This window comes from Streptomyces sp. NPDC051578 (assembly GCF_044454045.1).
Classification (GTDB): domain Bacteria; phylum Actinomycetota; class Actinomycetes; order Streptomycetales; family Streptomycetaceae; genus Streptomyces.
Map to the genome: position 1 here is coordinate 1,713,949 of NZ_JBITDH010000001.1, position 23,621 is coordinate 1,737,569.

The following is a 23,621-nucleotide window of genomic DNA, read 5'->3' on the forward strand; positions in this document are numbered from 1 at the left end:
CCGCTCGGCACCTCTTTGTCACCACTTCTTCCCCGTGTGCTCCCGGCTGGTTCCCGTACCTTCCTACTTCTTGTCCTTCGCGCCGGAGGCGTCCGGCTTCTTCCACCCGATGTCCTGGAAGCGGGGGGTGCCGAGGCCGAAGGCGCCCGCGTTGACCAGGTTCGGCTTGACGGCCACCAGCTCCGGGCGCTGGTAGAGCGGGATGGATCCCGCGGCGGCCCAGATCCGGGCGTCCGCCTTGCGGATCAGCTCGCGGGACTGGTCCTCGTCCAGCTCGCCCAGCGCCTGGTCGAAGAGCTGGTCGATGTGGTCGGTGCCCACCCGGGTGTAGTTCTGCTCCACGAGCAGCGATCCGTCCGCGGCCGGGGCCGGCTTGGCGAAGATGGGCCGGGCGTCGGTGGCGGGGTAGGCGGTCGCGGGCCAGGAGTAGAGGGCCAGGTCGTACTGGCCCGAGGCGATGTGGTCCTTGAAGAAGCTCTCGTCGGCGACCTTGGTCAGCTCGGTCTGGATGCCGACCTTCTGGAGCATCTGGGAGATCCGCTCGCCCACCGTCCGCAGGGCCTGCGAACCGGGGCCCGAGGGGAGCACGAACCGCAGGGTCAGCGGCTTGCCGTCCTTGACGAGCGGGGCTCCGGCCCGGTTCTGCCTGGCCGGGGCCGCCGGGGCGGGGCTGACCTTCGCCGGGGCCTGCCCGGGGTCCTTCGCATCGGCCGAGCCCTTCGCGTCCGCGCCGTCGGCGGGGTCCTTGGCGTCAGCGCCCTCCTCGCCGTCCCGGGCCGCCGCCGCCCGCTTCGCGTCGTCCACCACCTTCGCCGCCTGGGCCAGCAGGGCCTGCTCCTGCTGGGCCGCGAGCGGGGCCGGGGCCAGCACCGGCGAGGGCCGGCCGGCGGTGGCGTCCGGTGCGAAGCGGTCCGCGTCCGCGATCTCCCCGTCCGGGGCGTAGAGGCCCTCGGGCAGACTCGCCTCGGCGGGCAGCATGCCCGCGCGCCGCAGGCCGCCGTGGGTCCGGTGGTCGCCGGGGCCGCCGGCCCGGGCCCGGCCGGCGGCCGCGGGCCTGTCGTCCCCGTTGCGGTCGTCCTGGCCGACGATGTACAGGCCGTCGTTGCCGGTGCCCGGCCCGGCGGGGGTCTTGCCGTCGTCCTTCACGACCCCCTCCTCGCCCTCCGGGCCGGCCTTGGCCGCCGGCTCCTTGATCTTCCCGCCCCGGTGCCAGCCGGCGTCGGCGAGCAGCGCCTGCGCGGCCTGGGTGTCCTGGCCGCCGAGGGCGTCGCTGTTGTCGGCGTACGCGCGCTGCCCGGCCAGCGCCAGGTGGCTGCCGACGGGCTTCGCGGGCAGTCCGAGCGGCTTGAGCACGGTCTCGGCGAGGGCCTTGCGGTCGATGGCCCGGGCCACCGCGCGCCTGACCCGCTCGTCGGACAGGGGCCCGGAGGCTCCGTTCATGGCCAGCTGCGTGTAGGCCGGCTCCAGGGACTTGCGGACGGTGAAGCCGCGCAGGGCCGCCTGCTCGTCGGCGTACTTCTTGGCCGCGTCCGCGTTCCTGGCCCGGTTCTCCTGTTCCTCCCGGGCCCGGTTCTCATCGGCGCCGTAGGCGATCGCCCAGGACAAGGTGGCCTCCGCGGCCGTCACGGAGGCGCCGGGGCCGTGGGCGCCGCCCGGGTTGCCCGCGTCCCGGTGGGCGAGGGCGATCCGGTCGGCGCCCGCGCGGTCGATCTCCGCCAGGTCGAGGCGGCCCGCGGCCAGGGCGGCCGGACGCTCGGAGCGCGGCACGGCGGTCAGCACGAGGCTGTCCAGCTTGGCCGGCCGGCCCCACCAGCGGGCGTTGCGGGTCAGCGCCGCGGTGCCGGTCTTCTTGTCGATGGTGCCGAGGTTGAAGGGTCCGGCGGTGACCTTGAGGGCGCCGCGCGCACCCTCGTTGAAGGACTCGGGGGTGCCGGTGACCTGCTTCGGGTAGAGCGGGCTGAACAGCGAGCGCCAGTCGGTGTACGGCTTGGCGAAGGTGACCTTCACCTCCAGGTCGCTCTTGCCGCGCTCGATCTTCTCGATCCGGTCGTAGCCCGCGTTGCGCGCGGTCCAGTACGCCGAGTCCTTGCCGTTCAAGGCCCGCCACTGGGCGACGAAGTCGGCGGCGCCGATCTCCCGGCCGTCGCTCCACACCGCCTGCTGGTTCAGCTTGTACAGGACGACCTGCTTGGGCTCGCGGGCGACGATCTCCGCCTTCTCCAGGTAGTCGGGATCGGCCACCGGCCGTCCCTTGTCGTCGAGCGTGAACAGCTGCGGCAGCACCGCCCCCGCGATCCTGGAGGTGGTGGCGTCGGCGTCGGCCTGGAAGGTGTTCAGGGTGTCCGGCAGGGTGTCGACGGCCCAGCGCAGCACCCCGCCGTCGGCGACCCGGTCGCGGGCCGTCGCGGCGATGTCCTGGCCGGCCGCCACCGGACCGCCCTCGTCTTCACCCGCGCCGCAGCCCGCGAGCAGCGGCAGTGCGAGGACTCCCGAGGTCAGGAGCGCCAAGGACCTGCGCCTTCTCTGGGTCATGGGTGGTACCTCCGGGGCGGGGCGTGGGGGTGAGCCTGAGCGTGGGGCTTGATCAATTTGGCGGTATATGGAGCTGATCACACTGCGTGCGAAACCCACTGAAATCGACGGCGCTCCGAGTGCCCCGGAGGGGACCCGCGCCACGCCGCGAACCCCACCCGTGCGGACCAATCCGGCTTGCGTCAGGGGGGTGATCCCGGCGATCGCCGCACGGGCGTTCCCCCGTTCGAGGGATGAGAATGGGGGCAGGGAGGGGCGCACACATCGCGCCTGTGCGCCCGCAATCGCTGCACGTCCCTTCACAACGGGGGACGGGAAGGGCGACACTCGCAGGCGCCCAGGAGCAATGCCACCGCACGCGCGGAAGTGAGGGCACCTCATGTCCCTGCAAGACGATTTGACCGCCGTACGACGGAACCTGAACGAGCTGGTCCGCTCGGTCGAGCGGCTGGAGCGCGACGTCGCCCGCCAGGGCCCGGCCGCCTCCGGGCCCGCCGCCCGGGAGGGCATGGTCACCGTCCCGGACACCCCGTACGACAGCTCGCTGTGGACGGATTCCGACGACGAGGGCCTCGGCGCCCGTGACCGCCGGGCGCCCTGACCCGGCATACTCCCCCGCACATCCACACCCCATCCGACCCGGCCGACGCAGCGCGCGGCCGGGTCTCCCGGGCCACCCCTCATCACTCCACCCGGAGTCCCCCTTGGCCACAGGCACGGACTTGCCCCCATCCCACCGGCCCCCGCGGGCCGGCGGCGTCCACGGACCCTCGCGGGCCGCGATCGCGGCCCGCCACCTGCGGACCGACCGGTGGTGGCTCTCACCCGCCGGCACCGCCGCCGGACTGCTCGCCTTCATCGCGTACTCGACCTGGCGGGCGTTCGCGAACGCCGACTACTACGCGGCCCCGTACGTCTCGCCCTTCTACTCCCCCTGCCTGGCGGAGAACTGCAAGGTGATGCGCGGCGGGCCCAACCTGGACGTGTTCGGCAGCTGGTGGGGCCTGTCCCCCGCCCTGCTGATCCTGATCTTCCCGCTCGGCTTCCGGCTGACCTGCTACTACTACCGCAAGGCCTACTACCGGGGCTTCTGGGCCTCGCCGCCGGCCTGCGCCGTCGCCGAGCCGCACAGCGCGTACACGGGCGAGACCCGGTTCCCGCTGATCCTGCAGAACCTGCACCGGTACTTCTTCTACGCGGCGCTGCCGGTCGCGGCGATCCTCACGTACGACACGGCGCTGACCTTCCGCAACGACCGCTACGAGTGGGGCCACATGGGCCTCGGCACACTGGTGTTCCTCGTCAACATCGTGCTGATCTGGGCCTACACCCTCTCGTGCCACTCCTGCCGGCACATCATCGGCGGCCGTCTCAAGCACTTCTCCAAGCATCCCGTCCGCTACCGGCTGTGGGGCTGGGTGAGCCGGCTGAACGCCCGCCACATGCAGCTGGCGTGGGCCTCGCTGATCAGCGTCGCCCTGTGCGACCTGTACGTCTACCTGGTGGCCAGCGGCGCCTTCACCGACCCGAGGATCTTCTGACATGGCTCAAGTCGACCGGCAGCAGTGGGACGTGGTCGTGGTCGGCGCGGGCGGCGCCGGGCTGCGGGCCGCGATCGAGGCCCGCGAACGCGGCGCCCGCACGGCCGTGATCTGCAAGTCCCTCTTCGGCAAGGCCCACACCGTGATGGCGGAGGGCGGGATCGCCGCCTCCATGGGCAACGTCAACGAGGGCGACAACTGGCAGGTGCACTTCCGCGACACCATGCGCGGGGGAAAGTTCCTCAACCAGTGGCGCATGGCGGAGCTGCACGCGAAGGAGGCGCCCGACCGGGTCTGGGAGCTGGAGACCTGGGGCGCCCTGTTCGACCGGACGCCCGACGGCAAGATCTCGCAGCGCAACTTCGGCGGCCACGAGTACCCGCGCCTCGCCCACGTAGGGGACCGCACCGGCCTGGAGCTGATCCGCACCCTCCAGCAGAAGATCGTGGCGCTCCAGCAGGAGGACTTCAAGGAGTACGGGGATTACGAGGCCCGGCTCAAGGTCTTCCAGGAGTGCACGGTCACCCGGGTCTTGAAGACCGGGTCCGCCGGCGGCTCCGACGCCGGGCCGAGGGTCTCGGGGGCCTTCTGCTACGAGCGCGAGACGGGCCGGTTCTTCGTGCTGGAGGCCCCGGCGGTGGTACTGGCCACGGGCGGGATCGGCAAGTCCTTCAAGACGACCTCCAACTCCTGGGAGTACACCGGGGACGGCCACGCGCTGGCCCTGCTCGCCGGGGCGCCGCTGCTGAACATGGAGTTCGTGCAGTTCCACCCGACCGGAATGGTCTGGCCGCCCTCGGTGAAGGGCATCCTCGTCACCGAGTCGGTGCGCGGCGACGGCGGGGTGCTGCGCAACAGCGAGGGCAAGCGGTTCATGTTCGACTACATCCCGGACGTCTTCAAGGAGAAGTACGCGCAGACCGAGGACGAGGGCGACCGCTGGTACGAGGACCCGGACAACAACCGGCGCCCGCCCGAGCTGCTGCCGCGCGACGAGGTGGCCCGGGCCATCAACTCCGAGGTCAAGGCCGGCCGCGGGTCGCCGCACGGCGGGGTGTTCCTGGACGTGTCCACGCGGATGCCCGCCGAGACCATCAAGCGGCGGCTGCCGTCGATGTACCACCAGTTCAAGGAGCTGGCGGACGTGGACATCACCGCCGAGGCGATGGAGGTCGGCCCGACCTGCCACTACGTGATGGGCGGGATCGCCGTCGAGTCGGACACCGCCGCCACCCCGGGCGTACCGGGCCTGTTCGCCGCCGGCGAGGTCGCGGGCGGCATGCACGGCTCGAACCGGCTCGGCGGCAACTCCCTCTCCGACCTGCTGGTGTTCGGCCGGCGGGCGGGGCTGCACGCGGCGCAGTACGCCTCCGCCCTGGCCGCTCCCCCGGTTGTCTCCCAGGCGGACGTGGACGCCGCGGCCGCCGAGGCGCTGGCGCCCTTCCACGCCGACGAGGGCGCGGAGAACCCGTACACGCTCCACCAGGAGCTCCAGACGACGATGAACGACCTGGTCGGCATCATCCGCCGCGAGGGCGAGATGGCCGAGGCGCTGGAGCGGCTGCGCGGTCTGCGGGCGCGGGCCGCCCGGGCCGGGGTCGAGGGACACCGCCAGTTCAACCCGGGCTGGCACCTGGCGCTGGACCTGCGGAACATGCTGCTGGTCAGCGAGTGCGTGGCCCGGGCCGCCCTGGAGCGCACGGAGAGCCGCGGCGGGCACACCCGCGAGGACTGCCCGTCGATGGAGCGGGACTGGCGGCCGGTGAACCTGCTGTGCCGGCTCGTGGAACCCGCGCCCGACGACGGCCCGGACGCGGACCGGATCCGGCTGGAGCGGACCCGTACCGAACCCATCCGCCCTGATCTGCTCGCCCTCTTCGAGAAGGACGAGCTGGCCAAGTACCTCGCCGAAGAGGAGCTCTACGAGTGACTACCTACGACGCCCGCTTCCGGATCTGGCGGGGCGACGCGGAGGGCGGTGGGCTGCGGGACTTCACCGTCGAGGTGAACGACGGCGAGGTGGTGCTGGACATCGTCCACCGCTTGCAGGCCACGCAGGCCTCGGACCTCGCCGTCCGCTGGAACTGCAAGGCGGGCAAGTGCGGCTCGTGCAGCGCGGAGGTCAACGGCCGGCCGCGGCTGATGTGCATGACCCGCATGTCGACCTTCTCGCGGGAGGAGACCATCACGGTGACCCCGCTGCGGGCCTTCCCTGTGATCCGCGACCTGGTGACGGACGTGTCCTTCAACTACTCCAAGGCGCGGGAGGTCCCGGCCTTCGTGCCGCCGCCCGGGGTCGCCGCGGGTGCGTACCGGATGCAGCAGGTGGACGTGGAGCGCTCGCAGGAGTTCCGCAAGTGCATCGAGTGCTTCCTGTGCCAGGACACCTGCCATGTGGTGCGTGACCACGAGGAGAACAAGAGCGCCTTCGCCGGCCCGCGGTTCCTGATGCGGGTCGCGGAGCTGGACATGCATCCGCTGGACGCGGCCGCCGGGGAGGGACTGGACCGCAAGCGCACGGCGCAGGAGGAACACGGGCTGGGCTACTGCAACATCACCAAGTGCTGTACGGAGGTCTGCCCCGAGGGCATCAAGATCACCGACAACGCGCTGATCCCGTTGAAGGAGCGGGCGGTGGACCGCAAGTACGACCCGCTGGTGTGGCTGGGCAACAAGATCCGCAGGCGCTCGGAGGCCTAGGCCGTCTCTTTCGGCCCAGGGCCCCGCTGTTCACTCGGCAGGACCACACGCCCCCTGGGGAAACGTCGTCGACGTGGAGTCAGGGGGCACCCGCGGTGCGGGCGGGGTCACCCGCGGTGCGGGCGGGGGTCACCCGTACCCGCTCACCCGTACATGCCGAGCAGCTGCTCCGCCGACAGCTCGGTCACCGGTTCCGCGGCCGCGCCGGGCAGCGGGAGTTCGAACCACACCGTCTTGCCCCGGTGGGTCCGCCGCGTGCCCCACCCGGCGGACAGCAGCCCGACGAGCTGGAGCCCGCGACCGCCCTCGTCGGTGTCGCGGGCCCGGCGCCGGCGCGGCTGCGCCAGGTTCGCGTCCCACACCTCGCAGACCAGGGTGCGGTCCAGCAGCAGCCGCAGCCGGATCTCCCCCTCCCCGTACCGCAGGGCGTTGGTCACCAGCTCGCTCACCAGCAGCTCGGTGGTGTCCAGCAGCCCCTCCAGGCCCCACGCCGGCAGCTTCGCCCGCGCCAGTTCCCGGGCGCGTCCCACCGACCGGGCCTCGCGCGGCAGCTGCCAGTCCCCGACGGCGTCCACGGGAAGCCCCTGCACCCGTGCCATCAGCAGCGCGATGTCGTCCTCGCCGTGCCGGGTCTCCAGGGTGTTCAGCACGTGGTCGCAGACCTCCTCCAGCGGGCGCGCCGGGTCGGCCAGCGCCTCGCGCAGCCCGCTCAGGCCCTCTTCCAGCGGGTGGTCCCGCGATTCGACGAGCCCGTCGGTGTACAGGGCGAGCAGCGACCCCTCGGGGAGGTCGATCTCCACCTCCTCGAACGGTTCGCCACCCACGCCCAGCGGCATCCCGGGCGGCACCTCCAGCAGCAGCCCGGGCCGGGGCGCGACGCCCTCCTCGGGGGGTTCGACCAGGACCGGGGGCATGTGGCCGGCGTTGGCGATGGTGCAGCGCCTGGTCACCGGGTCGTAGACGGCGTAGACGCAGGTGGCGAGGTAGACCTCCGAACGGTCGGCGTCGCGCGAGTGCAGCGCCGCGCGCGAGGCCTGCTGTGCCCCTCCGGGTGCGCCGAGGCCGCGGGCGACCTCGTCCAGTGCGGAGAGCACCTCGGCCGGCTCCAGGTCCAGCAGGGCCAGTGTCCGTACGGCGGTCCGCAGTTCGCCCATCGCGACGGCGGCGCGCAGCCCCCGGCCCATCACGTCCCCGACGACCAGCGCCGTGCGGTGCCCGGGCAGTTCGATGACGTCGAACCAGTCGCCGCCGACCTCGGTCGCCGCGTTGCCGGGCAGGTAGCGGCAGGCGATGTCCAGGCCGGCCGCCTCGGGGTCGCCGGGGGGCAGCAGGCTCCGCTGGAGGATCAGTGCCCGTTCGTGCTCGCGCCGGTAGAGGCGGGCGTTGTCGATGCAGACGGCGGCCCGCGCGGCGAGTTCCACCGCGACGGCCCGGTCGCGTTCGCCGAAGGGTTCGCTGCCCTTGGCACGGGAGAACTGGGCGAGTCCGACCACCGTGTCGTGGGCGAGCATCGGAACGACCAGCGTCGACTGCACGAGGTCCTCGCTCCCGCCGCCCTCGACGAGACGGGGCCTGGCCGTCCGCAGGGCCAGCGCGCCCGGCGACCCGGCCGGGTAGCGGTGGATCTCGCCCACGCAGACCGGCGCCCCCGGCCCCGACAGCGGGGCGTCGGACACGGCGGAGGCGAAGGCCACCCGCCGCAGCGGCGCGGACGGCGCACGCCCGGAGCCCTGCCCGGGCACGGCCGGCAGCTCCCGCCGCCGCCCCTGCGGCCGGGCGGGGCGGTCGTCGTCGCCGAGCAGCAGCCCTTGGTAGAGGTCGACCGCGGCCAGGTCGCAGAAGCCGGGGACGGTGACGTCGAGGAGTTCGCGGGCGGTGGTCTCCAGGTCGAGGGAGTTGCCGATCCGGTGCCCGGCCTCGTTGAGGAGGGCGAGGTTGCGCCGGACCCCGGCGGCTTCACGGGCGGCGAGGTGGCGGCGGGTGACGTCGATGCCGATCCCCGCGACACCGATGGGGGCGCCGGTGCCGTCGTGCACCCGGTAGAGGTTGATCGACCAGTGGCGGTCCTCGCGGCTGCGCGGGGTGGCGCCGGTGATCCGCAGGTCGTTGACGGACTCGCCGGTCTCCAGCACCCGCCGCAGGGCCTCGGCCATCCGGTCGGCCTCGTGCGGCGGCAGGTAGTCGTGGACCGTGCGGCCCCGGTGCTCCTCGGCCGCGCCGCCGAAGACGGTCGCGAAGCGGCGGTTCGCCCGCTGCACCGTGAGGTCCGTGCCGAACAGCAGGAAGCCGAAGGGAGATTGACCGAATATGGCCTGTGAGGCGGCGAGATCGGATTCGATCCGGCGCAGCGCGCGTACGTCGACGACGACGCACAGGGCGGCCCGCCGGCCCGTCTCCGTGCGGGTGGGCATCACGTAGATCTCGGCGACGCCGTGCGCACCGTCCCCGCCGGGGACGCGGAAGGGGATGAGGCCGGTCCACTCCTCGCCGTCGAGGATCTCGGCGACCTTGCGGTGACCGCCGGCCCGCAGCTCCGGCGGCATGAAGGCGTCGACCGGGTCGCGTCCCACCGCCTGGGCGGCGGTCAGGCCGAACAGCTCCTCGGCGCGCAGACTCCACTGGTCGATGAGACCGTCCGGCCCGATCGAGAAGGAGGCGACCCTTATGTAGTCATATATCGAGCCAGGCGGGCTGCTGTGCCACAGGGAGTCGTGCCACGTCTCCCCGCGCTCGCGGGCCTGATGTGCCTGTGCAGGTATCTCGCTCACGCGACCGTCCCCTCCAGCTCACCGCAACCGGACCGGCCATGACCGAAGTATTCAGCACCACGGCCCGGGACGGCACGGCGTTCACGATCACAAAAAGGTCCCGTTGTTTTTGAGCCATTGTGGATGGTGGTCGGCCACCCTTCTCCTTGTTACTCACCAGGAAGTGCCAACTCGAACCACACGGTCTTGCCCGACTTCCCGTGCCGGGTGCCCCAGCGCTGCGCCGAGACGGCAACGAGGTGCAGCCCCCGGCCTCCCTCGTCGTCGGGGTCGGCGACCCGTTCGCGGGGCGGATCCGGAAGCGGATCGGAAACCTCCACGATAAGCGCCGGGCCCGCGGCGGTGTCGCCCGCGTCGGGTCCGCGCCGCTCCAGGCGGACGCCGATGGGGCCGGATGCGTAGCGCAGCGAGTTGGTCACCAGCTCGCTGACCAGCAGGACGGTCACGTCGCCCACGGAGTCCAGACCCCAGGCTCGGAGCTTTCCGCGCACGGCGTGGCGAGCGGTGCGGACGGAACCGGGCTCGGCCGGGAAGGCCCACTCGGCGCACTCACCGTCTGTGTCGATCACGCCGATCACTTCCCGGGCCGCGGCGACCCCAGTCGGGTTCAGCAGGGACGTTTCGGAGACGAGATAGGGATTAATAGCGACATACCCGATATCCGAGGCGTCGTACCACCCGTTCCTCCACCCACCGGCGCACTGTGGCGCAGACGGCCTACAGCGTGAGCCGCCGTGCGCCCCTCGGCGAAGGGAAGCCCCCGAAGTGCCCTCAGTCGCGCCCGCGGAGGGACAGGCGGCGGCCGGCTTCCGCGACGGCCGGGCGGTCCTGGTCGAGCCAGTCCACCGAGTCCAGCTCGTCCGGGCCTAGCCAGCGCAGTTCGTCGTGGTCCTCCAGCGGCTCCGGGACCCCGGACAGCAGCCGGGCCGTCCACACGTGCAGGACCAGGCCGGGCCTGACCGGCCACTCTCCCGGGATCCGCTCCAGCGCCTCGGTCTCCACGCCGAGCTCCTCGCGCAGTTCGCGCACCAGCGCCTCGGGGACCGTCTCGCCCGGTTCGGCCTTCCCGCCCGGGAGTTCCCACCGGCCGGCCACCTCGGGGGGCGCACTGCGCCGGGCCGCCAGCAGGCGCCCGTCATGACAGAGGGCTCCGCCCACGACCACGCGTACAGTCATGGGCGGAGCCTATGTCAGGGCGCCGACATGGCCGGCACCCGGTTCGCCACCGGTTCCCGCCCGTTCCTCGTTCGGTCCGCCGCTCAGTTCGCCACTCAGTTCGTCGTGGCGGTCGGGGTGTCCTGACCGACCCGCTCGACCCAGTAGAGCTGCTTGTGTCCTCGGTCTTCGAGGCTGTCGGCCACCTTCTGGGCCTCGGCCTCGGAGGCGTACCGGCCCACCCGGTAGCGGTTGCCGTTGTCGTCCTGACGTATGACCAGCCATGAGAGCAGGGCACCGCTGTCGTTCATCGCGTTTCACCCTCCGCCGATGTGCCTGCCCGGGAAACCGCACTGCGCATATGCCGGAGCTTACGCCCGACCTTTACTGAGCGGATACGGTTTTTCACGAAGAGGCACCTGGCGGGCGTACGCATCCGGCCACGCGTACGAACACACCGCGCGTGCACCGGCGCACGTCCAGTACCGCGGAGTCACACGGCGCACCACCCGGCGGTGTCGCGCGCGGAGCGCGAGCCGGGCCGCGGGCTACCGCACGGGCAGGTGGTAGGCCAGCCGGTAGCGGTCCGCAGGGACCACCACGTCGGCGGTCTCGACGGCCAGCCCGGAGGCGTAGTAGGTGCGGCCCACCACCAGGACCACGTGCCCCGGGACGCCGCCCAGCAGGGCGATCTCCTCCGCGAGGCCCGGCCGCGCCCCGACCTCCTCCACCACGTTGTCCACGACCACGTCGATCGCGGCCATCCGCTCCACCACCCCGGACCCGGCCAGCGGGCCCTCCTCGGGCAGCATCACCGGGGTCCGGCCGGTCACGGCCAGCGGCTCCCAGGAGGTGGAGAGCATCATCGCCTCCCCCGCATCGCGGAAGACGTACCGCGTCCGCATGACCCTGTCCCCCGGCGCGACGCCCAGCCGCTTGGCGATCTCCGGCGGGGCGTCCGCCTGTTCGCTGCTCGATTCCCACGTGCCGCGGGCCCCCGCGTCCGCCTGCTCCTGGCGGAACGGAGTGGACGGGCCGCCGGTCCGGTAGCCGGAGCGGGCGACCCGGCGCGGCACCGGCTGTTCGCGCACGTACGTCCCGGAGCCGGAGCGGCCCTCCACGAGCCCCTCCGCCATCAGCACCTTGCGGGCCTCCAGCGCGACGGTGTCGGACACCCCGTACTCCTCGCGGATACGGGCCTGCGAGGGGAGCCGGGCGTGCGGGGGCAGGGACCCATCGACGATCTTCTGTCGCAGATCCCCGGCGACGCGCAGATAGGCCGGCTGCTCACCGAAAGTCACTGGCCACTCCCATCAGGTTGACAGACAGCTACAGCCTGGCAACCGATGGTTGTGCGCCGCAACCAAGGGCCAGAGTTTCACCCGAAGTGATGAAGCCTGGTCACTCAAACCCATTACCGTGCGTTACGCACCGGCGCGCTGTCACACCCGCTCGGACGACGGACCCCTCGCGGGACCGCCGCCACCCGGACCGCCCGGGCCCGGCCGCAGCCACTGCGGAACCTCCGTCGAGAGCCCGTATGCCCCGCGCAACGCCTTCTCCGAGTCGATCGTCATCACCTCGACCGCCCGGTCCCACGCCTCCTGGAACTGGTCCGGGGTCGTCGCCGCCCCCGCCCGCCGCCACTCCTTGCGCGCCGCCTCGACCTCCCGGAGCCGCACCGCGGCCGCGGCGGCCGCCTCCGGGCGCGCCGACGGGACGGCACCGAGCATCCGCGCCTCCTCGCCCAGCGCCGCCTCGACCTCCCGCGCCCAGCTCCGGTACTGCGCGAAGGCGCCGTCGACGTCTTCCTCGGGCTCGCGCCCCATCGCCTGGTCGGCCGCGTTCATCGCCCGCAGGAACGTCACCTGGTCCGGCCTCAGGACCCTCTCGTCCATGCGCAGGCTGCCCCGGTGCTCCTGGGACGAGGTGCCGATGACGCACACCAGCCGCCGGTCGCCGAGCCGCCACGCCTCGCGCGAAGGGGCGAAGTAGTACATCTCGGCATAGTCGGGCACCGCCCAGCTGTCCATGGCGTACGCGTCCTGCGCCTTCCAGCACGCGGCCGTGGCCTGCTCCTTGAGCCGCTCCGCACCGGGGAACGAGCCGTCCTGCAGGGGGCCCGAGGACGTCACCTCCGCGTGGTGCACGCCCGCGCAGGCCGTCCGGTACGCGACGGTGCGCTCGGCGAGCAGGTCTCCGCCGGGGACGTTGAAACAGTCGCCGGCCCGCAGCGCGTCCATGTCCGTCAGCCGGCCCTCGACGTGCGCGCGGGCACTCGCCGAGCCCAGGCGCCGGAAGAAGGGGTCGGCGTAGCGGCCCGTGGCGTACACCAGAGCCGCGCTCATCACCAGGGACACCACCAGGCCCACCACGGCCAACGCCCTGCCGCGGTCGCCCTTGCGCGCGATCTGCACCAGCGCGACGACGGCGAGGACCACGCCCAGCGGCGGCAGGCAGAGCAGGCCGACCGGCAGCGAGGCGGCCGCGAAGCCGTTGAGGGCGGGCGGCAGCGGGGCCGCCGCGGGCGAGCCCCACACCGACGGCGGGGACGGCGGGGGCCAGTGGTGACCCGGACCGGTGGGCGGGAACGGCGGGGGCGGAGTGGTCACGGGGTGCGGGTGCTCCATACACAAGGGCGCGCGGGGTGCGAACGAATGCGCGCATCGTACGAGGCCGGGCGACCGCGGTCGGCGGTGGGGCGGCCGCCGACACGTAGCATCCTCACATGACCCCTGAACTGCCGGGCTACGTATGCCCCTTGGACGGAACACGGGCGGACGTGGAGAGCGCGCGCTGGTGCTGCCCGGCGTGCGGCGGCCCCTGGGACCTCGACTTCACGCCGGACCCGGCCGCACCTTTGGAACCGGCGGCCGGTCCGTGGTCGTTGTGGCGGTACGGGCCCGCGCTGCCGCTGTCGGGGCAGATCCCCGTCTCGCTCGGCGAGGGGCACACCCCGCTGGTGCCGCTGACGGACCGGATCCAGGCGAAGCTCGACTTCCTGATGCCGACGCTGTCCTTCAAGGACCGGGGCGCGGTGATGCTGGTGGAACTGGCCCGCAGGCTCGGTCCGCAGCGGGTGGTCGCGGACAGCAGCGGCAACGCGGGCACGGCGTTCGCCGCGTACTGCGCGCGCGCCGGGCTGAGGTGTGAGGTCTTCGTGCCGGAGGGCACCTCGCAGAAGAAGACCGAGAGGATGCGGGCGCACGGCGCGGCCGTCCGGGTCGTGCCGGGCGGGCGCGAGGCCGCGGCGCGGGCGGCGCGGGAAGCCGCCGACGAGCCGGGAGTCTTCTACGCGAGCCATGTCTTCAACCCGTACTTCCTGCACGGGACGAAGACGTACGTGTACGAGGTCTGGGAGCAGCTCGGGGGGCGGCTCCCCGAGGTGCTGGTGGTTCCGGTGGGCAACGGCACGCTGCTGCTGGGCGCGGCGCTGGCGGTGGCGGAGCTGTCGCGGCGCGGGGTGCGGCCGCCGGCGCTGATCGGGGTGCAGGCCGAGGCCGTGGCCCCGCTGGCGGCGGCGTTCGCGGCGGGCGCGCAGGAGGCGGAACCCGTGGCGCAGCGGCCGACCCTGGCGGAGGGCATCGCGATCCCGGCCCCGCCGCGGGCCCGGCAGATCCTGGCGGCGGTCCGCGAGTCGGGCGGCGCCATCGTGACGGTGCCGGACGACCGGCTCCGCGCGGCCCGCGCCGACCTCGCCCGGCGAGGCCTCTCGGTCGAACCCACGGCGGCCGCCTGCTGGGCGGCGGTCTCCTCCCCCGCCGGCCCCCTCCGGTCCCGCACGGCGGTCCTCCCCCTCTGCGGGGCAGCCACCTCCGGTCCGGCCGAGCCGCCCGCCTCCGCCTGAGGCGCGGCCGGCCCGGCCCCGCGTGCCCGACTCGGGTCCGCTGGGGCACCTCCAGCCGTCGCCGGGGCAGAGCGAGGCGGGGCACTCCCCGCCGGAGCCGCCCGGCTGCCTCCCCCGGAGCCCGGGGCGGCCCGGGGTGCCGCCCCGGGCGGCGGCGCGGCACCCCGGGCGGCACCCCGACGACTCCGTCCGAAAATGGCCAGCCCCCGCCGCCCGCCCTCTGGTGGACTGGCCCCATGACAGCCACCACCGCCACCGCCACCGCGTTCGCCGCTCTCCACACCCCCGCCGCCCCGCTGGCCCTCGCCAACGCCTGGGACGTCGCCAGCGCCCGCATCGTCGAGGCCGCCGGGGCCGCGGCCGTGGCCACCACCAGCGCCGGCGTCGCCTGGTCCCTCGGCGCGCCCGACGGCGACGCCCTCGCCCGCGACCGCGCGCTCGACCTCATCGCCCGCGTGGCCGCCGCCGTCTCCGTGCCCGTCACCGCCGACATCGAGGGCGGCTTCGCCGCCGACCCCGCCGGCATCGGCGAGACCGTCACCGGCGTCCTGGCCGCCGGCGCGGTCGGGATCAACATCGAGGACGGCAACCGCGCCCCCGCCGACCACGCCGACCGCATCGCCGCCGCCCGCGCCGCCGCCGAAGCCGCCGGGATCCCGCTCTTCATCAACGCCCGCGTGGACACGTACCTCTTCGGCCTCGGCGAACCGCACACCCGCCTCGACGAGACCCTCACCCGCGCCGCCGCCTACCTCCGCGCCGGCGCCTCCGGCATCTTCGTCCCGGGCGTCACCGACCCCGCCACCATCGCCGAACTCGCCAAGGGCATCGACGCCCCGCTCAACGTCCTCGTCGGCCCCGGCGCCCCGACCGTCGCCGAGCTGGGCGCCCTCGGCGCGGCCCGCGTCAGCCTCGGGTCCGGCGTGGCCGAGGCCGCGTACGCCGTCGTCCGCCGCGCCACCGAGGAACTGCTCGCCGCCGGCACCTACGACACGCTCTCCGGCTCCCTCCCGTACGGCGAGCTGAACGCCCTGCTCAAGGGCTGAACCCCGGGCGCAGCACCGTAGGCTCGCGACGTGCGCACATCGAAGATCTCCGGCTCGGTCTGGATCGCCCTCACCCTCGTGTACGTCCTGTGGGGGTCGACCTACCTCGCCATCCGCGTCGTCGTGCAGACGATGCCGCCGTTCCTCTCGGCCGGGGCCCGGTTCATCACGGCCGGGCTCCTGCTGACCGGCATCGTCGTCTGGCGCTTCGGCCCGTCCGCGCTGCGCGTCACCCGTGCGCAGCTCGGTTCGGCGGTGCTGGTGGGGCTCCTGCTGGTCCTCGGCGGCAACGGCCTGGTCGTGCTCGGTGAGACCTGGGTCCCCTCCGGCCTCGCCGCCCTGCTGATCGCCGCCGTGCCGGTGTGGCTCGTGGTGCTGCGGGCCGCCACCGGGGACCGGCCGCCGGTCCGCACCGTGGCCGGGGTGCTGCTGGGGCTGGCCGGCCTGGCGGTGCTGACCAGCCCCGCGTTCGGAGGGGAGGTCCGTCCGGCGGGGGTGCTGCTGGTGCTGACCGCCTCGGTGCTGTGGGCGCTCGGCTCGTTCTCCTCCTCCAAGCTTGCGCTGCCCGCCAATCCGTTCGCGGGCAGCGCGTACCAGATGCTCGCGGGCGGGACCGGCGGCGTCCTCACCGGTCTCGCCAGGGGTGAGCAGCACGCCCTGAGCCCGTCGGAGTTCTCCACCGCCTCGTGGCTGGCACTCGGCTACCTCGTGGTCTTCGGCTCGCTCGTCGCCTTCACCTCGTACGTGTGGCTGCTCGGCTCGGCGCCGCTGTCGCTGGTGGCCACGTACGCCTACGTCAATCCGGTCGTCGCCGTCGCGCTGGGCTCGCTGATCCTGGACGAGCCGCTGACCTGGCCGATCGTGACCGGCGGGGCGATCGTGGTGGCGGGGGTGGGCCTGATCGTGAGCACCGAACGCGGCTGAGGCGCGGGTCAGCCGCGCGCCGCCCGGTCGTACAGGGCCTTCGCCCGTTCGTCGTACAGCGCGGCCGTGGAGTCCACGTCCGTGTCGCCGCCGCTGAGCACCCCGATCAGGCGGCCCGGGCGGCCGGGACCGCCCCGGTCCGCGATCCAGGGACTGCCGCTGGTGCCCGTCCAGAAGCCCGAGCAGCTGATGTACAGCATGGCGGGGTCGTCCTCGTCGTGGCGGGTCTGCGTCGTGCAGGAGACCGGCTTGTTCTGCGGGTTGCGGTCGGGCTCCGGGTAGCCGACGACGGTGACCTCCCGTTCGTACCCGGAGGTCCAGTCGGGCTTCGGCGCCTCGGCGCGGCCGACCCGGTCCTGGACGCTGCGGCCGTCCTCGTCGGGCTCGACGGTGAGGAAGGCGAAGTCGGCGGTCTCGTCGCCCCATTTCGTCCAGCGGTCGTCGACGTGGACGGACCGCACCTTCCACAGCCCGAGGGGCTGGGTGCCCCGGCCCGCGCCGTAGAAGGCGGGGGCGAAGGCGAGCTCACCGATGGCCAGGCCGTCGTGCGCGACCTCGCCCGGCTGTCCGTCCTCGCCGGCGGGGGCCACGCAGTGCGCGGCGGTGGCGACGACGTTGCCCTTGGGGCTGTCGACGACGCTGGCCGTGCACCAGTGCTCCCCGTTGGCCATCAGGACCCCGACGGCGGGGAAGGGGAGCACCGCCCGGTCGCCCGTCGCCTCGACGAACGCGACGCCGAACACCGCCGCGAGCCCGGCGGCGGCCAGCGCGGCGACGACGGCGCGTCCCTTCACCGCCGGGCTCACGGCACGTAGGGGTCGGGGGTCGGCGCAAGCATCACCTTGCTGATCCACTCCAAGGAACCCTCCCGCATGCCGCGCACGTACGACTTGCCATTGTGCTCGCCATCCTGGATCACCTGGAGCCGGGTGTGCACGGGGCCCTTCCCGTACTGCCGCATGAACTTCTCGACGAGGTCGCGGCCGCTCTCCTTGGTGCCGATCTGAAAGTTGACGTAGACGTCCGGGCCGCCCGCCTCGATCAGCTCCTGGGCGAGCTTCTCGGGGTTGTTCTCGTCCATCTCCGCCTGGTGGCCCTTCCAGAGCGGGGAGTCGGGCACGATGTCCACGCCGCTCGCGATGGCGGCCTTGAAGCGGTCGGGGTACTTGAGGACGTGCTTGAAGGCGCCGAAGCCGCCCGAGGAGGAGCCCATGAAGGCCCACCCGTCGCGGGAGGTGAAGGTGCGGAAATTGGCCTTGGTGAAGTCCGGGACGTCATCGGCCATCCAGGTGCCCATCTTGGGCTGGCCGGGGATGTCGGAGCCGTCGTAGTGGTGCTTGGTGTCGGCGTTGATCACCGGCATGACCAGGATGAACGGCAGGCTGGTGCCGGCCTTCGCCCCGTCGGCGACGGCCTTCTGGAGGCCGAGGCCCGGGCCGGTGCCCCAGTAGTTGGTGGGGTAGCCGCGGCCGCCGGGCAGCGAGATCAGGACCGGGAAGGCGCTCTTGGCGTACCTCGGCTCGTCGTACTCCTTCGGCACCCACACCCACACGTCGCCCGTGAAGCCGGACTTCGCGCCGGTCAGGGTGGTCTTGGCGATCTGGGTGCCGTCGGGCAGCCGGGCGGCGCGTACGAACGCGGCCTTCGGGCCGGTGGGCATGCGGACCCCCTTGGGCATGTCCACGACGGCCGCGGCGGTCTCCTGGGTCTTGCCGAAGGCGACCGGTTCGCCCACGCCGGAGAAGAAGCCGGTCTCGTACGCCGCCACGCCGCCCCCCGCGACGAGGGCGAGGGCCAGGCCGCCGCCCAGGAGGATCAGCCGGCGGCGCCGACGGGCGATCCCGCTCGGGGCCGCACCGGTGGTCGTCGGGCCGCTCGTGACCGTTCCGCTCGTGGCCGCACCGCTCGTGACCGTTCCGCTGGTGGCCGCACCGATGGTCGTCGGGCCGGCGGTCGTCGGGCCGGCGTCGCCTTGCTGGTCTTGCTGCACGGATTCTTGTCCCGTTCCCTCTCCGGCGCCCGTCGCGAGCGCGGGTCGGACCGATAGGTCCCCCTTACACCCCTTACAGAGGTGTGAACGACGCTATGGGTTGCCTGGGACGGTTGCGACGTGGTGAGAGCCACGCGGGGGACGGACGCCCGCGTGCGGGCCCCGGGTGCCGGCGCCGGGCCGCGAGACCGCCCCCCGGGAGCGGCACGGCGGCCATTTGCGCTGGCAGCGGGTGGTGGAGCGGAGTCCGACCGGCCGACTAGCCCGCCGCGGGCTCGGGGCCCTTGAGCACCTTGCTGATCCACTCCAGGGAGCTTTCCTTCATCCCCCTGACGTAATGCCAGCCGTTGTGTTCGCCGTTCTGGATGTCGTGGATGGTCGTCTTGACCGGGCCCGTGCCGAACTCGCGCTGGAAGCGCAGCATCCGGTCCTTGCCGGTCTCCTTCGTGCCGACCTGGAAGTTGATGTAGACGTCCGGTCCGTTGCTGTCGATCAGCTTCTTGGCGAGCTTCTCCGGGTTGTTCTCGTCCATCTCCGCCTGGTGGCCCTTCCAGAGCGGGGAGTCGGGAACTATCTCCCCGCCGCTGGCGATCACGGCCTTGAACCGGTCCGGGTGCTGGAGGACCTGCTTCATGCCCACGAAACCGCCCGAGGAGGAGCCCATGAAGGCCCAGCCGTCGCGGGACTTGTACGTGCGGAAGTTGGCGCGGGTGAAGTCCGGGACGTCCTCGGCGAGCCAGGTGCCCATCTTCGGCTGACCGGGGATGTCCGAGCCGTCGTAGTAGTACTTGTTGTCCGGGTTGAGCACCGGCATGATCAGGATGAACGGCAGGCTGGTGCCGGCGGCCACCCCCTCCTCGATCGCCTTCTGGAGGCCGAGGCTGCGGTCGGACCAGTAGTTGGTGGGGAAGCCGTTGCCGCCGGGCAGCGAGATCAGGACCGGGAAGGCGCTCTTGGCGTACTTCGGGTCGCTGTACTCCTTGGGCGTCCAGACCCAGACGTCGCCCTCGAACCCGGACTTGGCGCCCGCGAGGCGCGTCTTGGCGATGACCGTCCCGTCGTCCAGCTTGGCGGTCTGCTTGAAGCCCGACCGCGGGCCGGCCTCCATGAGCACGTCCGGGTCGCCGGTGGGCACCGCCGGGGCCGACGGGGCCTGCGGGGCCTGCGGGGCCTGCGGCTGCGGGCTCTGCCGCGCCTTGCCGTCGCCGTTCCCTGCGGACGGGGCGGTCCTGCCGAAGGTGACGGCCCGCCCGTTGCCGGAGAACCACTCGAACTTCCAGGCGGCGAAGCCGCCGCCCCCGAGGACCAGGGCGAAGGCGAGGCCGGCGCTGATCCACACCGCGCGACGGGACCGCTCGGGCGCGGGGGCCTCGGCGGCCGCGTCCAGGGACCGCGGGCTCTGGGGGTACTGGGGCACGGTCTTCGCTCCGAACGCCGAACGGGGTGGGCAGGCCCGGGCCGACCCGGGCTCACCTCGTGCTGATGTACGCATCCTGCCGGGGGTTGCGGCACGATCAAAAACCGGGGAACCGCAGCCGCCGGCCGCCCCTCGGGGGGCGCCTCACTTCAAGGCGTCGAGGACCTGTGCGCACCGCCCCAGCAGCTCGATGAGCCGCTCCCGCTCCTCACCGCTGAACTCGGCCGCCAACACCCGCTCCACCCGCACCGCGCCGGCGTCCGCCAGCTCCATCGCGGTCCGGCCCTGCTCGGTGAGCCGGGTCTCCAGCACGTTGCCGTGCCACTCGTGCGGCGTCCGCTCGATGAACCCGCGTTCCTGGAGGTTCTTCAGCACGGTGTTCATCGTCGGCGGCGTCACCCCGCACAGGCGCGAGAGCGCGGCGGCGGAGATGCCCGGCTTCTCCGCGAGCCAGAGCAGGGCGGCGTACTGCGGAACCGTTACTGCGGCGGGCTTGCACGCCGTGTTCTTCGCCGCGAGGAGCGCCTGCTCGGCGCGCTTGATGTGCGAGCCGATGCGCTCCTGGGCGGGCATGGACGTCATCCCCACATCCTAGGCCCCTTGCACTCATTAGAGCTCTAACTTAGATTCGTTCCCACACGATCAGTCGAGTGCACACAGAAGAGGACACGCGCAGATGCGCTTCTCCGCACGGTTCATCTCCAAGGCCGCACCCCTCGCCGCCGCCCTCACCACGGTCCTCGCCCTGGGCGCGGCCCCTGCCGACGCTGCCCCTGCTGCCGCTGCCCCGGCCGACGCCGCCCCGGCCGACGCGGCCCCCGCTTCCCGGCTCTCCACCGCCTTCGTCCTGCCCGGCGCCAAGGTCTACCCCGAGGGCATAACCTCCGACCCCCGTACGGGCACGGTCTACGTCGGCTCGTACGCGGACGGCACCGTCTACCGCGCCCGCCCCGGCCAGGGCACGGCCGAGGTCTTCCTCCCGGCCGGGACCGACGGGCGCCACACCGCGAACGGCCTCTCCGTCGACGCCCGCGGCCGCCTGTGGGTCACCGACTCCACCAAGGGCGTCGCGGTGTACGACACCCGTACCGGGACCCGCCTCGCCCACTTCGAGACCCCGGCCGGCGCCCCGTCGTTCGTCAACGACCTCGCGCTCACCCCGGACGGCACGGCCTACCTCACCGACAGCCTCCGCGCGGTGGTCTACCGGGTCACCCCGGCACGGCTGGCCGCCGGGTCCGGCCCCCTGGAGGTGGCGTACGACCTGAGCGGCCGGATCGACCCGTCGTCGGCGGGCAGTACCTCGCTGAACGGCATCGTCGCCGACCCGGCGGGCCGATTCCTGCTGACCGTCGACATGACCGCCGGAGACCTCCACCGCATCGACCTCCTCACGGGCGCCCTGTCCCGCGTGACCCTGCACGGCGGCGACCTCAAGCACGGGGACGGCCTCCAGCTCTCCCCCGGCGGCGTCCTGCGCGTGGCCCACAACGTCACCAACACCCTGACCCGCTGGCAGCTCACCCCGGCCGGCACGGCGGCCCGCCTCACCCGCACCCTGACGGACCCCGCCCTCCAGATCCCGACCACCCTCACCCACACCGCGGGCCGCACCCTGGTCGTCCGCTCCCAGTTCGACAAGGACGGCCCCATGACCCCCTCGACCGGCACCCCCACCACGTTCACGGTGGCCTCGATCCGCGGCCTCTGACCTGCCGTGCCGGCGCGAGGCGGCGCGCCCGACCGCTCGTGGTGATCAAGCCTCGCGGTGCTCTGGCGGGAGGTAGGGGCCGAAGTGGTCGGCGACGAGCTCCGCGACCGCGGCGGCACCGCGGGAACCGTCGACCTCGATCACGCGGATGCCGAGCCGGCGGGCAGCGCGGACGGCGTCCTCCGCGACGAGGCGGTCCCGGGCGAGGCGGTTGGCCTGGGCCCGGACCGGATCGCTGACGCGGTGCCCGAGCGAGGCAGCTCGGGGCAGTTCGCGGACCTGGTGCCGCCGGAACTCCGGCGTGGGCACCATGACGACCATCCGACGCGGTGAGTCGATGACGGGTGCGACCAGCTCGGGCCGCAGTCCCCACCCCTCGGCGATGATCGGGTGGCCCGAGACGAGCGCGCGCAGGTCGTCCAGGGCCCACTCGAACCGGCCCGGGAAGCCGGCCAGGGTCTCGGCTGCCATCTCTTCCGGGGAGGAGTGGACCCACACCGCGTCGGGGTCGGGTTCGGTGGCGGGCTCACCGAGGGCGACGCGACGGGCGATCCGGCGATCGTTGTGACCGCGCGCGTCGTGGTAGTCGTAGTGATACGCGGTGACGCCGTATCGGACGGCCAGGAGCCGGGCCACGGTCGACTTTCCGGCCCACTGCCCGCCGCCGATCCACAGTGCGCGCCGCACCGTGTCGAAGGGGTCCCGGATCCCGCCGTCCGCGAAGGAGTCATGGCTGGTCACTTGCTGTCCTCCTGCGTCGAGGTGCGGCAACCGACTCCGCCGGCACGGGCGGTCAGTAGCGGTACCGGGCCGCGAAGATGATGATCTCCTTGTCCGTCACCGGGTAAACGAGGCGGTGCTCGTCGTCGATCCGCCGCGACCACGCCCCGGGCAAGTGGTACTTCAACGGCTCAGGCTTGCCGATACCCGTGAACGGGTCGCGCCTGACGTCCTCGATGAGCTGGTTGATCCGGGCGGGCATCTTGCGGTCGTTCTTGAGCCAGGACGTGTAGTCCTCCCAGCCCTGATCCGCAAAGACAAGCCTCACGCGGCACCCGCACCCGCGTCTGCCGAATCCGGATCGATCAGCTCCCGCTCCGACACTTTGACGCGGGCCAGGGCGTTCTCGTACGCCTTGAGCAACCGGCGAGCGTTCGCCGGCGAGCGCAGCAGGTACGAGCCCTCGCACAGCGCCGCATAGTCCTCGGCTGAGACCTGACGGACTGTCGGCTACCCCAGCACCATCCCGGCATGGGAAAAAGCCCAGGGCCCGTCTCCGAGGAGGCGGGCCCTACCAAGGTTGTGTACACATGGCACACTCGGTGCGCTTGAGCGCATGACGCAGCCGCTGCCCGTAGAGTCCATCCGCGACGTGCGCGCCCATCTGGCGGAAGTCGTGGAGCGTGCGGACCGCGACGACGTACCCACGGTCATCACGCGTCGGGGCAAGGAAGTCGCCGCCGTCGTCTCCATCGAGGTGCTGCGCGAGTACCAGGAGTGGGAAGAGCGCGAGATCAACCGGATCATCGACGAGCGCATGGCCAACCCGGCGCTGGGCATCCCGATCGAGGACATCATGAGGGAGACGCTGGCGCGCGGTGAGTGAGTACCGGACCGTCTTCCGACCGGAGGCGCAGGCCGAGCTTCGGAAGATCCCTCGCGACATGGCGCTGCGCATCCTGGCCAAGCTGACCGAGCTGGAGAGCGATCCCCTCGGGTTCAACACCACCGCGCTCGTGTCACAGCCGGAACGCCGCCGGCTGCGAGTCGGCGACTACCGGGTCGTCTACACGATCGACAACGGAGAGCTCGTGGTGTGGGCCATCCATGCGGGACACAGGTCTACCGTTTACGAGACCTGATTGCCGCTGACCCTGCGTCAGAACATCCAGCACCCATCCGGCACGGTGACGGCGAAGGGGTCGGACTCGACAGCGTCCGACCCCTTCTGACCCGCATGTTTACCCGTCAATGACGTGGTGTTACTTCA

The 23,621-nt window shown here is 72.7% G+C and carries 23 protein-coding genes and 1 pseudogene; 10 read left to right on the forward strand and 14 right to left on the reverse strand.

The annotated features are described in order from the left end of the window. Nucleotides 1-63: 63 nt before the first annotated feature. A complete protein-coding gene (locus ACIA6C_RS07635; protein ID WP_399273581.1) occupies nucleotides 64-2,532 on the reverse strand; it encodes an ABC transporter substrate-binding protein in 2,469 nt (822 codons plus the stop codon). Between the two features lie 379 nt (nucleotides 2,533-2,911). Here ACIA6C_RS07635 and ACIA6C_RS07640 point away from each other — a divergent pair, with 379 nt between their 5' ends. From ACIA6C_RS07640 to ACIA6C_RS07655, 4 genes are all read left to right on the forward strand, one after another. Further along, a complete protein-coding gene (locus tag ACIA6C_RS07640) occupies nucleotides 2,912-3,133 on the forward strand; it encodes a hypothetical protein (RefSeq protein WP_361129119.1) in 222 nt (73 codons plus the stop codon). 103 nt (nucleotides 3,134-3,236) lie between these two features. Beyond that, nucleotides 3,237-4,073, forward strand: coding sequence for a hypothetical protein (locus ACIA6C_RS07645; RefSeq protein WP_366082517.1), 837 nt, complete (start codon nucleotides 3,237-3,239; stop codon nucleotides 4,071-4,073). A 1-nt stretch (nucleotide 4,074) separates the two neighbouring features. Then, the gene (locus ACIA6C_RS07650; RefSeq protein WP_399273584.1) at nucleotides 4,075-6,003 is read left to right on the forward strand and encodes a fumarate reductase/succinate dehydrogenase flavoprotein subunit; all 1,929 of its coding nucleotides are present in this window, start codon (nucleotides 4,075-4,077) and stop codon (nucleotides 6,001-6,003) included. Next, entirely contained in the window at nucleotides 6,000-6,773 is a 774-nt protein-coding gene (locus ACIA6C_RS07655) for a succinate dehydrogenase/fumarate reductase iron-sulfur subunit (RefSeq protein ID WP_366082519.1), read from the forward strand. Before ACIA6C_RS07650 ends, ACIA6C_RS07655 begins: the two co-directional genes overlap by 4 nt. A gap of 143 nt (nucleotides 6,774-6,916) precedes the next feature. On the opposite strand, the gene ACIA6C_RS07660 is transcribed toward ACIA6C_RS07655, so the two are convergent. The 6 genes from ACIA6C_RS07660 to ACIA6C_RS07685 all read right to left on the reverse strand — a co-directional run bounded on the left by ACIA6C_RS07660 (nucleotide 6,917) and on the right by ACIA6C_RS07685 (nucleotide 13,308). Further along, on the reverse strand, nucleotides 6,917-9,532 hold the full coding sequence (locus ACIA6C_RS07660) for a SpoIIE family protein phosphatase (RefSeq protein WP_399274522.1): 2,616 nt from the start codon (nucleotides 9,530-9,532) through the stop codon (nucleotides 6,917-6,919). Between the two features lie 158 nt (nucleotides 9,533-9,690). Continuing rightward, nucleotides 9,691-10,119 carry an ATP-binding protein gene (locus ACIA6C_RS07665; RefSeq protein ID WP_399273586.1) on the reverse strand — a complete coding sequence of 143 codons (429 nt, stop codon included), beginning with the start codon at nucleotides 10,117-10,119 and terminating at the stop codon, nucleotides 9,691-9,693. Between the two features lie 193 nt (nucleotides 10,120-10,312). Continuing rightward, a complete protein-coding gene (locus tag ACIA6C_RS07670; protein WP_366081299.1) occupies nucleotides 10,313-10,717 on the reverse strand; it encodes a (deoxy)nucleoside triphosphate pyrophosphohydrolase in 405 nt (134 codons plus the stop codon). Nucleotides 10,718-10,812: 95 nt separating this feature from the next. Continuing rightward, nucleotides 10,813-11,007 carry an SPOR domain-containing protein gene (locus tag ACIA6C_RS07675; RefSeq protein ID WP_361129137.1) on the reverse strand — a complete coding sequence of 65 codons (195 nt, stop codon included), beginning with the start codon at nucleotides 11,005-11,007 and terminating at the stop codon, nucleotides 10,813-10,815. A gap of 237 nt (nucleotides 11,008-11,244) precedes the next feature. Next, nucleotides 11,245-11,997: a GntR family transcriptional regulator gene (locus ACIA6C_RS07680; RefSeq protein WP_361129140.1), complete on the reverse strand. Its 753-nt coding sequence runs from the start codon at nucleotides 11,995-11,997 to the stop codon at nucleotides 11,245-11,247. A gap of 141 nt (nucleotides 11,998-12,138) precedes the next feature. Beyond that, on the reverse strand, nucleotides 12,139-13,308 hold the full coding sequence (locus ACIA6C_RS07685; RefSeq protein ID WP_399273589.1) for a DUF4190 domain-containing protein: 1,170 nt from the start codon (nucleotides 13,306-13,308) through the stop codon (nucleotides 12,139-12,141). 116 nt (nucleotides 13,309-13,424) lie between these two features. On the opposite strand from ACIA6C_RS07685, the gene ACIA6C_RS07690 reads away from it, so the two are divergent. The 3 genes from ACIA6C_RS07690 to ACIA6C_RS07700 all read left to right on the forward strand — a co-directional run bounded on the left by ACIA6C_RS07690 (nucleotide 13,425) and on the right by ACIA6C_RS07700 (nucleotide 16,513). After that, nucleotides 13,425-14,543 (forward strand): pyridoxal-phosphate dependent enzyme, encoded by a 1,119-nt coding sequence (locus tag ACIA6C_RS07690; protein WP_399273591.1) that lies wholly within the window; start codon nucleotides 13,425-13,427, stop codon nucleotides 14,541-14,543. A 236-nt stretch (nucleotides 14,544-14,779) separates the two neighbouring features. After that, on the forward strand, nucleotides 14,780-15,589 hold the full coding sequence (locus ACIA6C_RS07695; protein ID WP_399273593.1) for an isocitrate lyase/phosphoenolpyruvate mutase family protein: 810 nt from the start codon (nucleotides 14,780-14,782) through the stop codon (nucleotides 15,587-15,589). Between the two features lie 30 nt (nucleotides 15,590-15,619). After that, nucleotides 15,620-16,513, forward strand: coding sequence for an EamA family transporter (locus tag ACIA6C_RS07700; protein ID WP_399273595.1), 894 nt, complete (start codon nucleotides 15,620-15,622; stop codon nucleotides 16,511-16,513). Nucleotides 16,514-16,521: 8 nt separating this feature from the next. On the opposite strand, the gene ACIA6C_RS07705 is transcribed toward ACIA6C_RS07700, so the two are convergent. The 4 genes from ACIA6C_RS07705 to ACIA6C_RS07720 all read right to left on the reverse strand — a co-directional run bounded on the left by ACIA6C_RS07705 (nucleotide 16,522) and on the right by ACIA6C_RS07720 (nucleotide 20,502). Continuing rightward, the gene (locus ACIA6C_RS07705; RefSeq protein WP_361129155.1) at nucleotides 16,522-17,307 is read right to left on the reverse strand and encodes a trypsin-like peptidase domain-containing protein; all 786 of its coding nucleotides are present in this window, start codon (nucleotides 17,305-17,307) and stop codon (nucleotides 16,522-16,524) included. A gap of 8 nt (nucleotides 17,308-17,315) precedes the next feature. Continuing rightward, on the reverse strand, nucleotides 17,316-18,503 hold the full coding sequence (locus tag ACIA6C_RS07710; protein WP_399273597.1) for an alpha/beta hydrolase: 1,188 nt from the start codon (nucleotides 18,501-18,503) through the stop codon (nucleotides 17,316-17,318). A 259-nt stretch (nucleotides 18,504-18,762) separates the two neighbouring features. Then, entirely contained in the window at nucleotides 18,763-19,920 is a 1,158-nt protein-coding gene (locus ACIA6C_RS07715; protein WP_399273599.1) for an alpha/beta hydrolase, read from the reverse strand. A gap of 144 nt (nucleotides 19,921-20,064) precedes the next feature. Further along, nucleotides 20,065-20,502 (reverse strand): MarR family winged helix-turn-helix transcriptional regulator, encoded by a 438-nt coding sequence (locus ACIA6C_RS07720; RefSeq protein ID WP_399273600.1) that lies wholly within the window; start codon nucleotides 20,500-20,502, stop codon nucleotides 20,065-20,067. A gap of 94 nt (nucleotides 20,503-20,596) precedes the next feature. On the opposite strand from ACIA6C_RS07720, the gene ACIA6C_RS07725 reads away from it, so the two are divergent. Further along, complete coding sequence (locus ACIA6C_RS07725; RefSeq protein WP_399273602.1) at nucleotides 20,597-21,631, forward strand: SMP-30/gluconolactonase/LRE family protein; 1,035 nt, start codon at nucleotides 20,597-20,599, stop codon at nucleotides 21,629-21,631. Between the two features lie 45 nt (nucleotides 21,632-21,676). Here the strand turns inward: ACIA6C_RS07725 and ACIA6C_RS07730 are convergent, their stop codons facing one another. From ACIA6C_RS07730 to ACIA6C_RS07740, 3 genes and pseudogenes are all read right to left on the reverse strand, one after another. Beyond that, entirely contained in the window at nucleotides 21,677-22,372 is a 696-nt protein-coding gene (locus ACIA6C_RS07730) for a hypothetical protein (RefSeq protein WP_399273604.1), read from the reverse strand. A 52-nt stretch (nucleotides 22,373-22,424) separates the two neighbouring features. Beyond that, nucleotides 22,425-22,679, reverse strand: coding sequence for a Txe/YoeB family addiction module toxin (locus ACIA6C_RS07735; protein ID WP_399273606.1), 255 nt, complete (start codon nucleotides 22,677-22,679; stop codon nucleotides 22,425-22,427). After that, nucleotides 22,676-22,846, reverse strand: a pseudogene (locus ACIA6C_RS07740) (type II toxin-antitoxin system Phd/YefM family antitoxin); the annotation flags it as partial. The pseudogene ACIA6C_RS07740 and the gene ACIA6C_RS07735, both read right to left, overlap by 4 nt. Before the next feature lie 121 nt (nucleotides 22,847-22,967). Here ACIA6C_RS07740 and ACIA6C_RS07745 point away from each other — a divergent pair. Further along, nucleotides 22,968-23,237 (forward strand): type II toxin-antitoxin system Phd/YefM family antitoxin, encoded by a 270-nt coding sequence (locus ACIA6C_RS07745; RefSeq protein WP_399273608.1) that lies wholly within the window; start codon nucleotides 22,968-22,970, stop codon nucleotides 23,235-23,237. After that, on the forward strand, nucleotides 23,230-23,493 hold the full coding sequence (locus tag ACIA6C_RS07750; RefSeq protein WP_399273610.1) for a type II toxin-antitoxin system RelE/ParE family toxin: 264 nt from the start codon (nucleotides 23,230-23,232) through the stop codon (nucleotides 23,491-23,493). Before ACIA6C_RS07745 ends, ACIA6C_RS07750 begins: the two co-directional genes overlap by 8 nt. The last annotated feature ends 128 nt before the right edge of the window (nucleotides 23,494-23,621 follow it).

What these genes read in the sequence shown, in the direction of transcription:
- ACIA6C_RS07725 (WP_399273602.1), top strand. Translation starts at nt 20,597, where the DNA reads ATGCGCTTCTCCGCACGGTTCATCTCCAAGGCCGCACCCCTCGCCGCC.
- ACIA6C_RS07650 (WP_399273584.1), top strand. Translation starts at nt 4,075, where the DNA reads ATGGCTCAAGTCGACCGGCAGCAGTGGGACGTGGTCGTGGTCGGCGCG.
- ACIA6C_RS07720 (WP_399273600.1), bottom strand. Translation starts at nt 20,502, where the DNA reads ATGACGTCCATGCCCGCCCAGGAGCGCATCGGCTCGCACATCAAGCGC.
- ACIA6C_RS07690 (WP_399273591.1), top strand. Translation starts at nt 13,425, where the DNA reads ATGACCCCTGAACTGCCGGGCTACGTATGCCCCTTGGACGGAACACGG.
- ACIA6C_RS07635 (WP_399273581.1), bottom strand. Translation starts at nt 2,532, where the DNA reads ATGACCCAGAGAAGGCGCAGGTCCTTGGCGCTCCTGACCTCGGGAGTC.
- ACIA6C_RS07670 (WP_366081299.1), bottom strand. Translation starts at nt 10,717, where the DNA reads ATGACTGTACGCGTGGTCGTGGGCGGAGCCCTCTGTCATGACGGGCGC.
- ACIA6C_RS07640 (WP_361129119.1), top strand. Translation starts at nt 2,912, where the DNA reads ATGTCCCTGCAAGACGATTTGACCGCCGTACGACGGAACCTGAACGAG.
- ACIA6C_RS07745 (WP_399273608.1), top strand. Translation starts at nt 22,968, where the DNA reads ATGACGCAGCCGCTGCCCGTAGAGTCCATCCGCGACGTGCGCGCCCAT.
- ACIA6C_RS07695 (WP_399273593.1), top strand. Translation starts at nt 14,780, where the DNA reads ATGACAGCCACCACCGCCACCGCCACCGCGTTCGCCGCTCTCCACACC.
- ACIA6C_RS07675 (WP_361129137.1), bottom strand. Translation starts at nt 11,007, where the DNA reads ATGAACGACAGCGGTGCCCTGCTCTCATGGCTGGTCATACGTCAGGAC.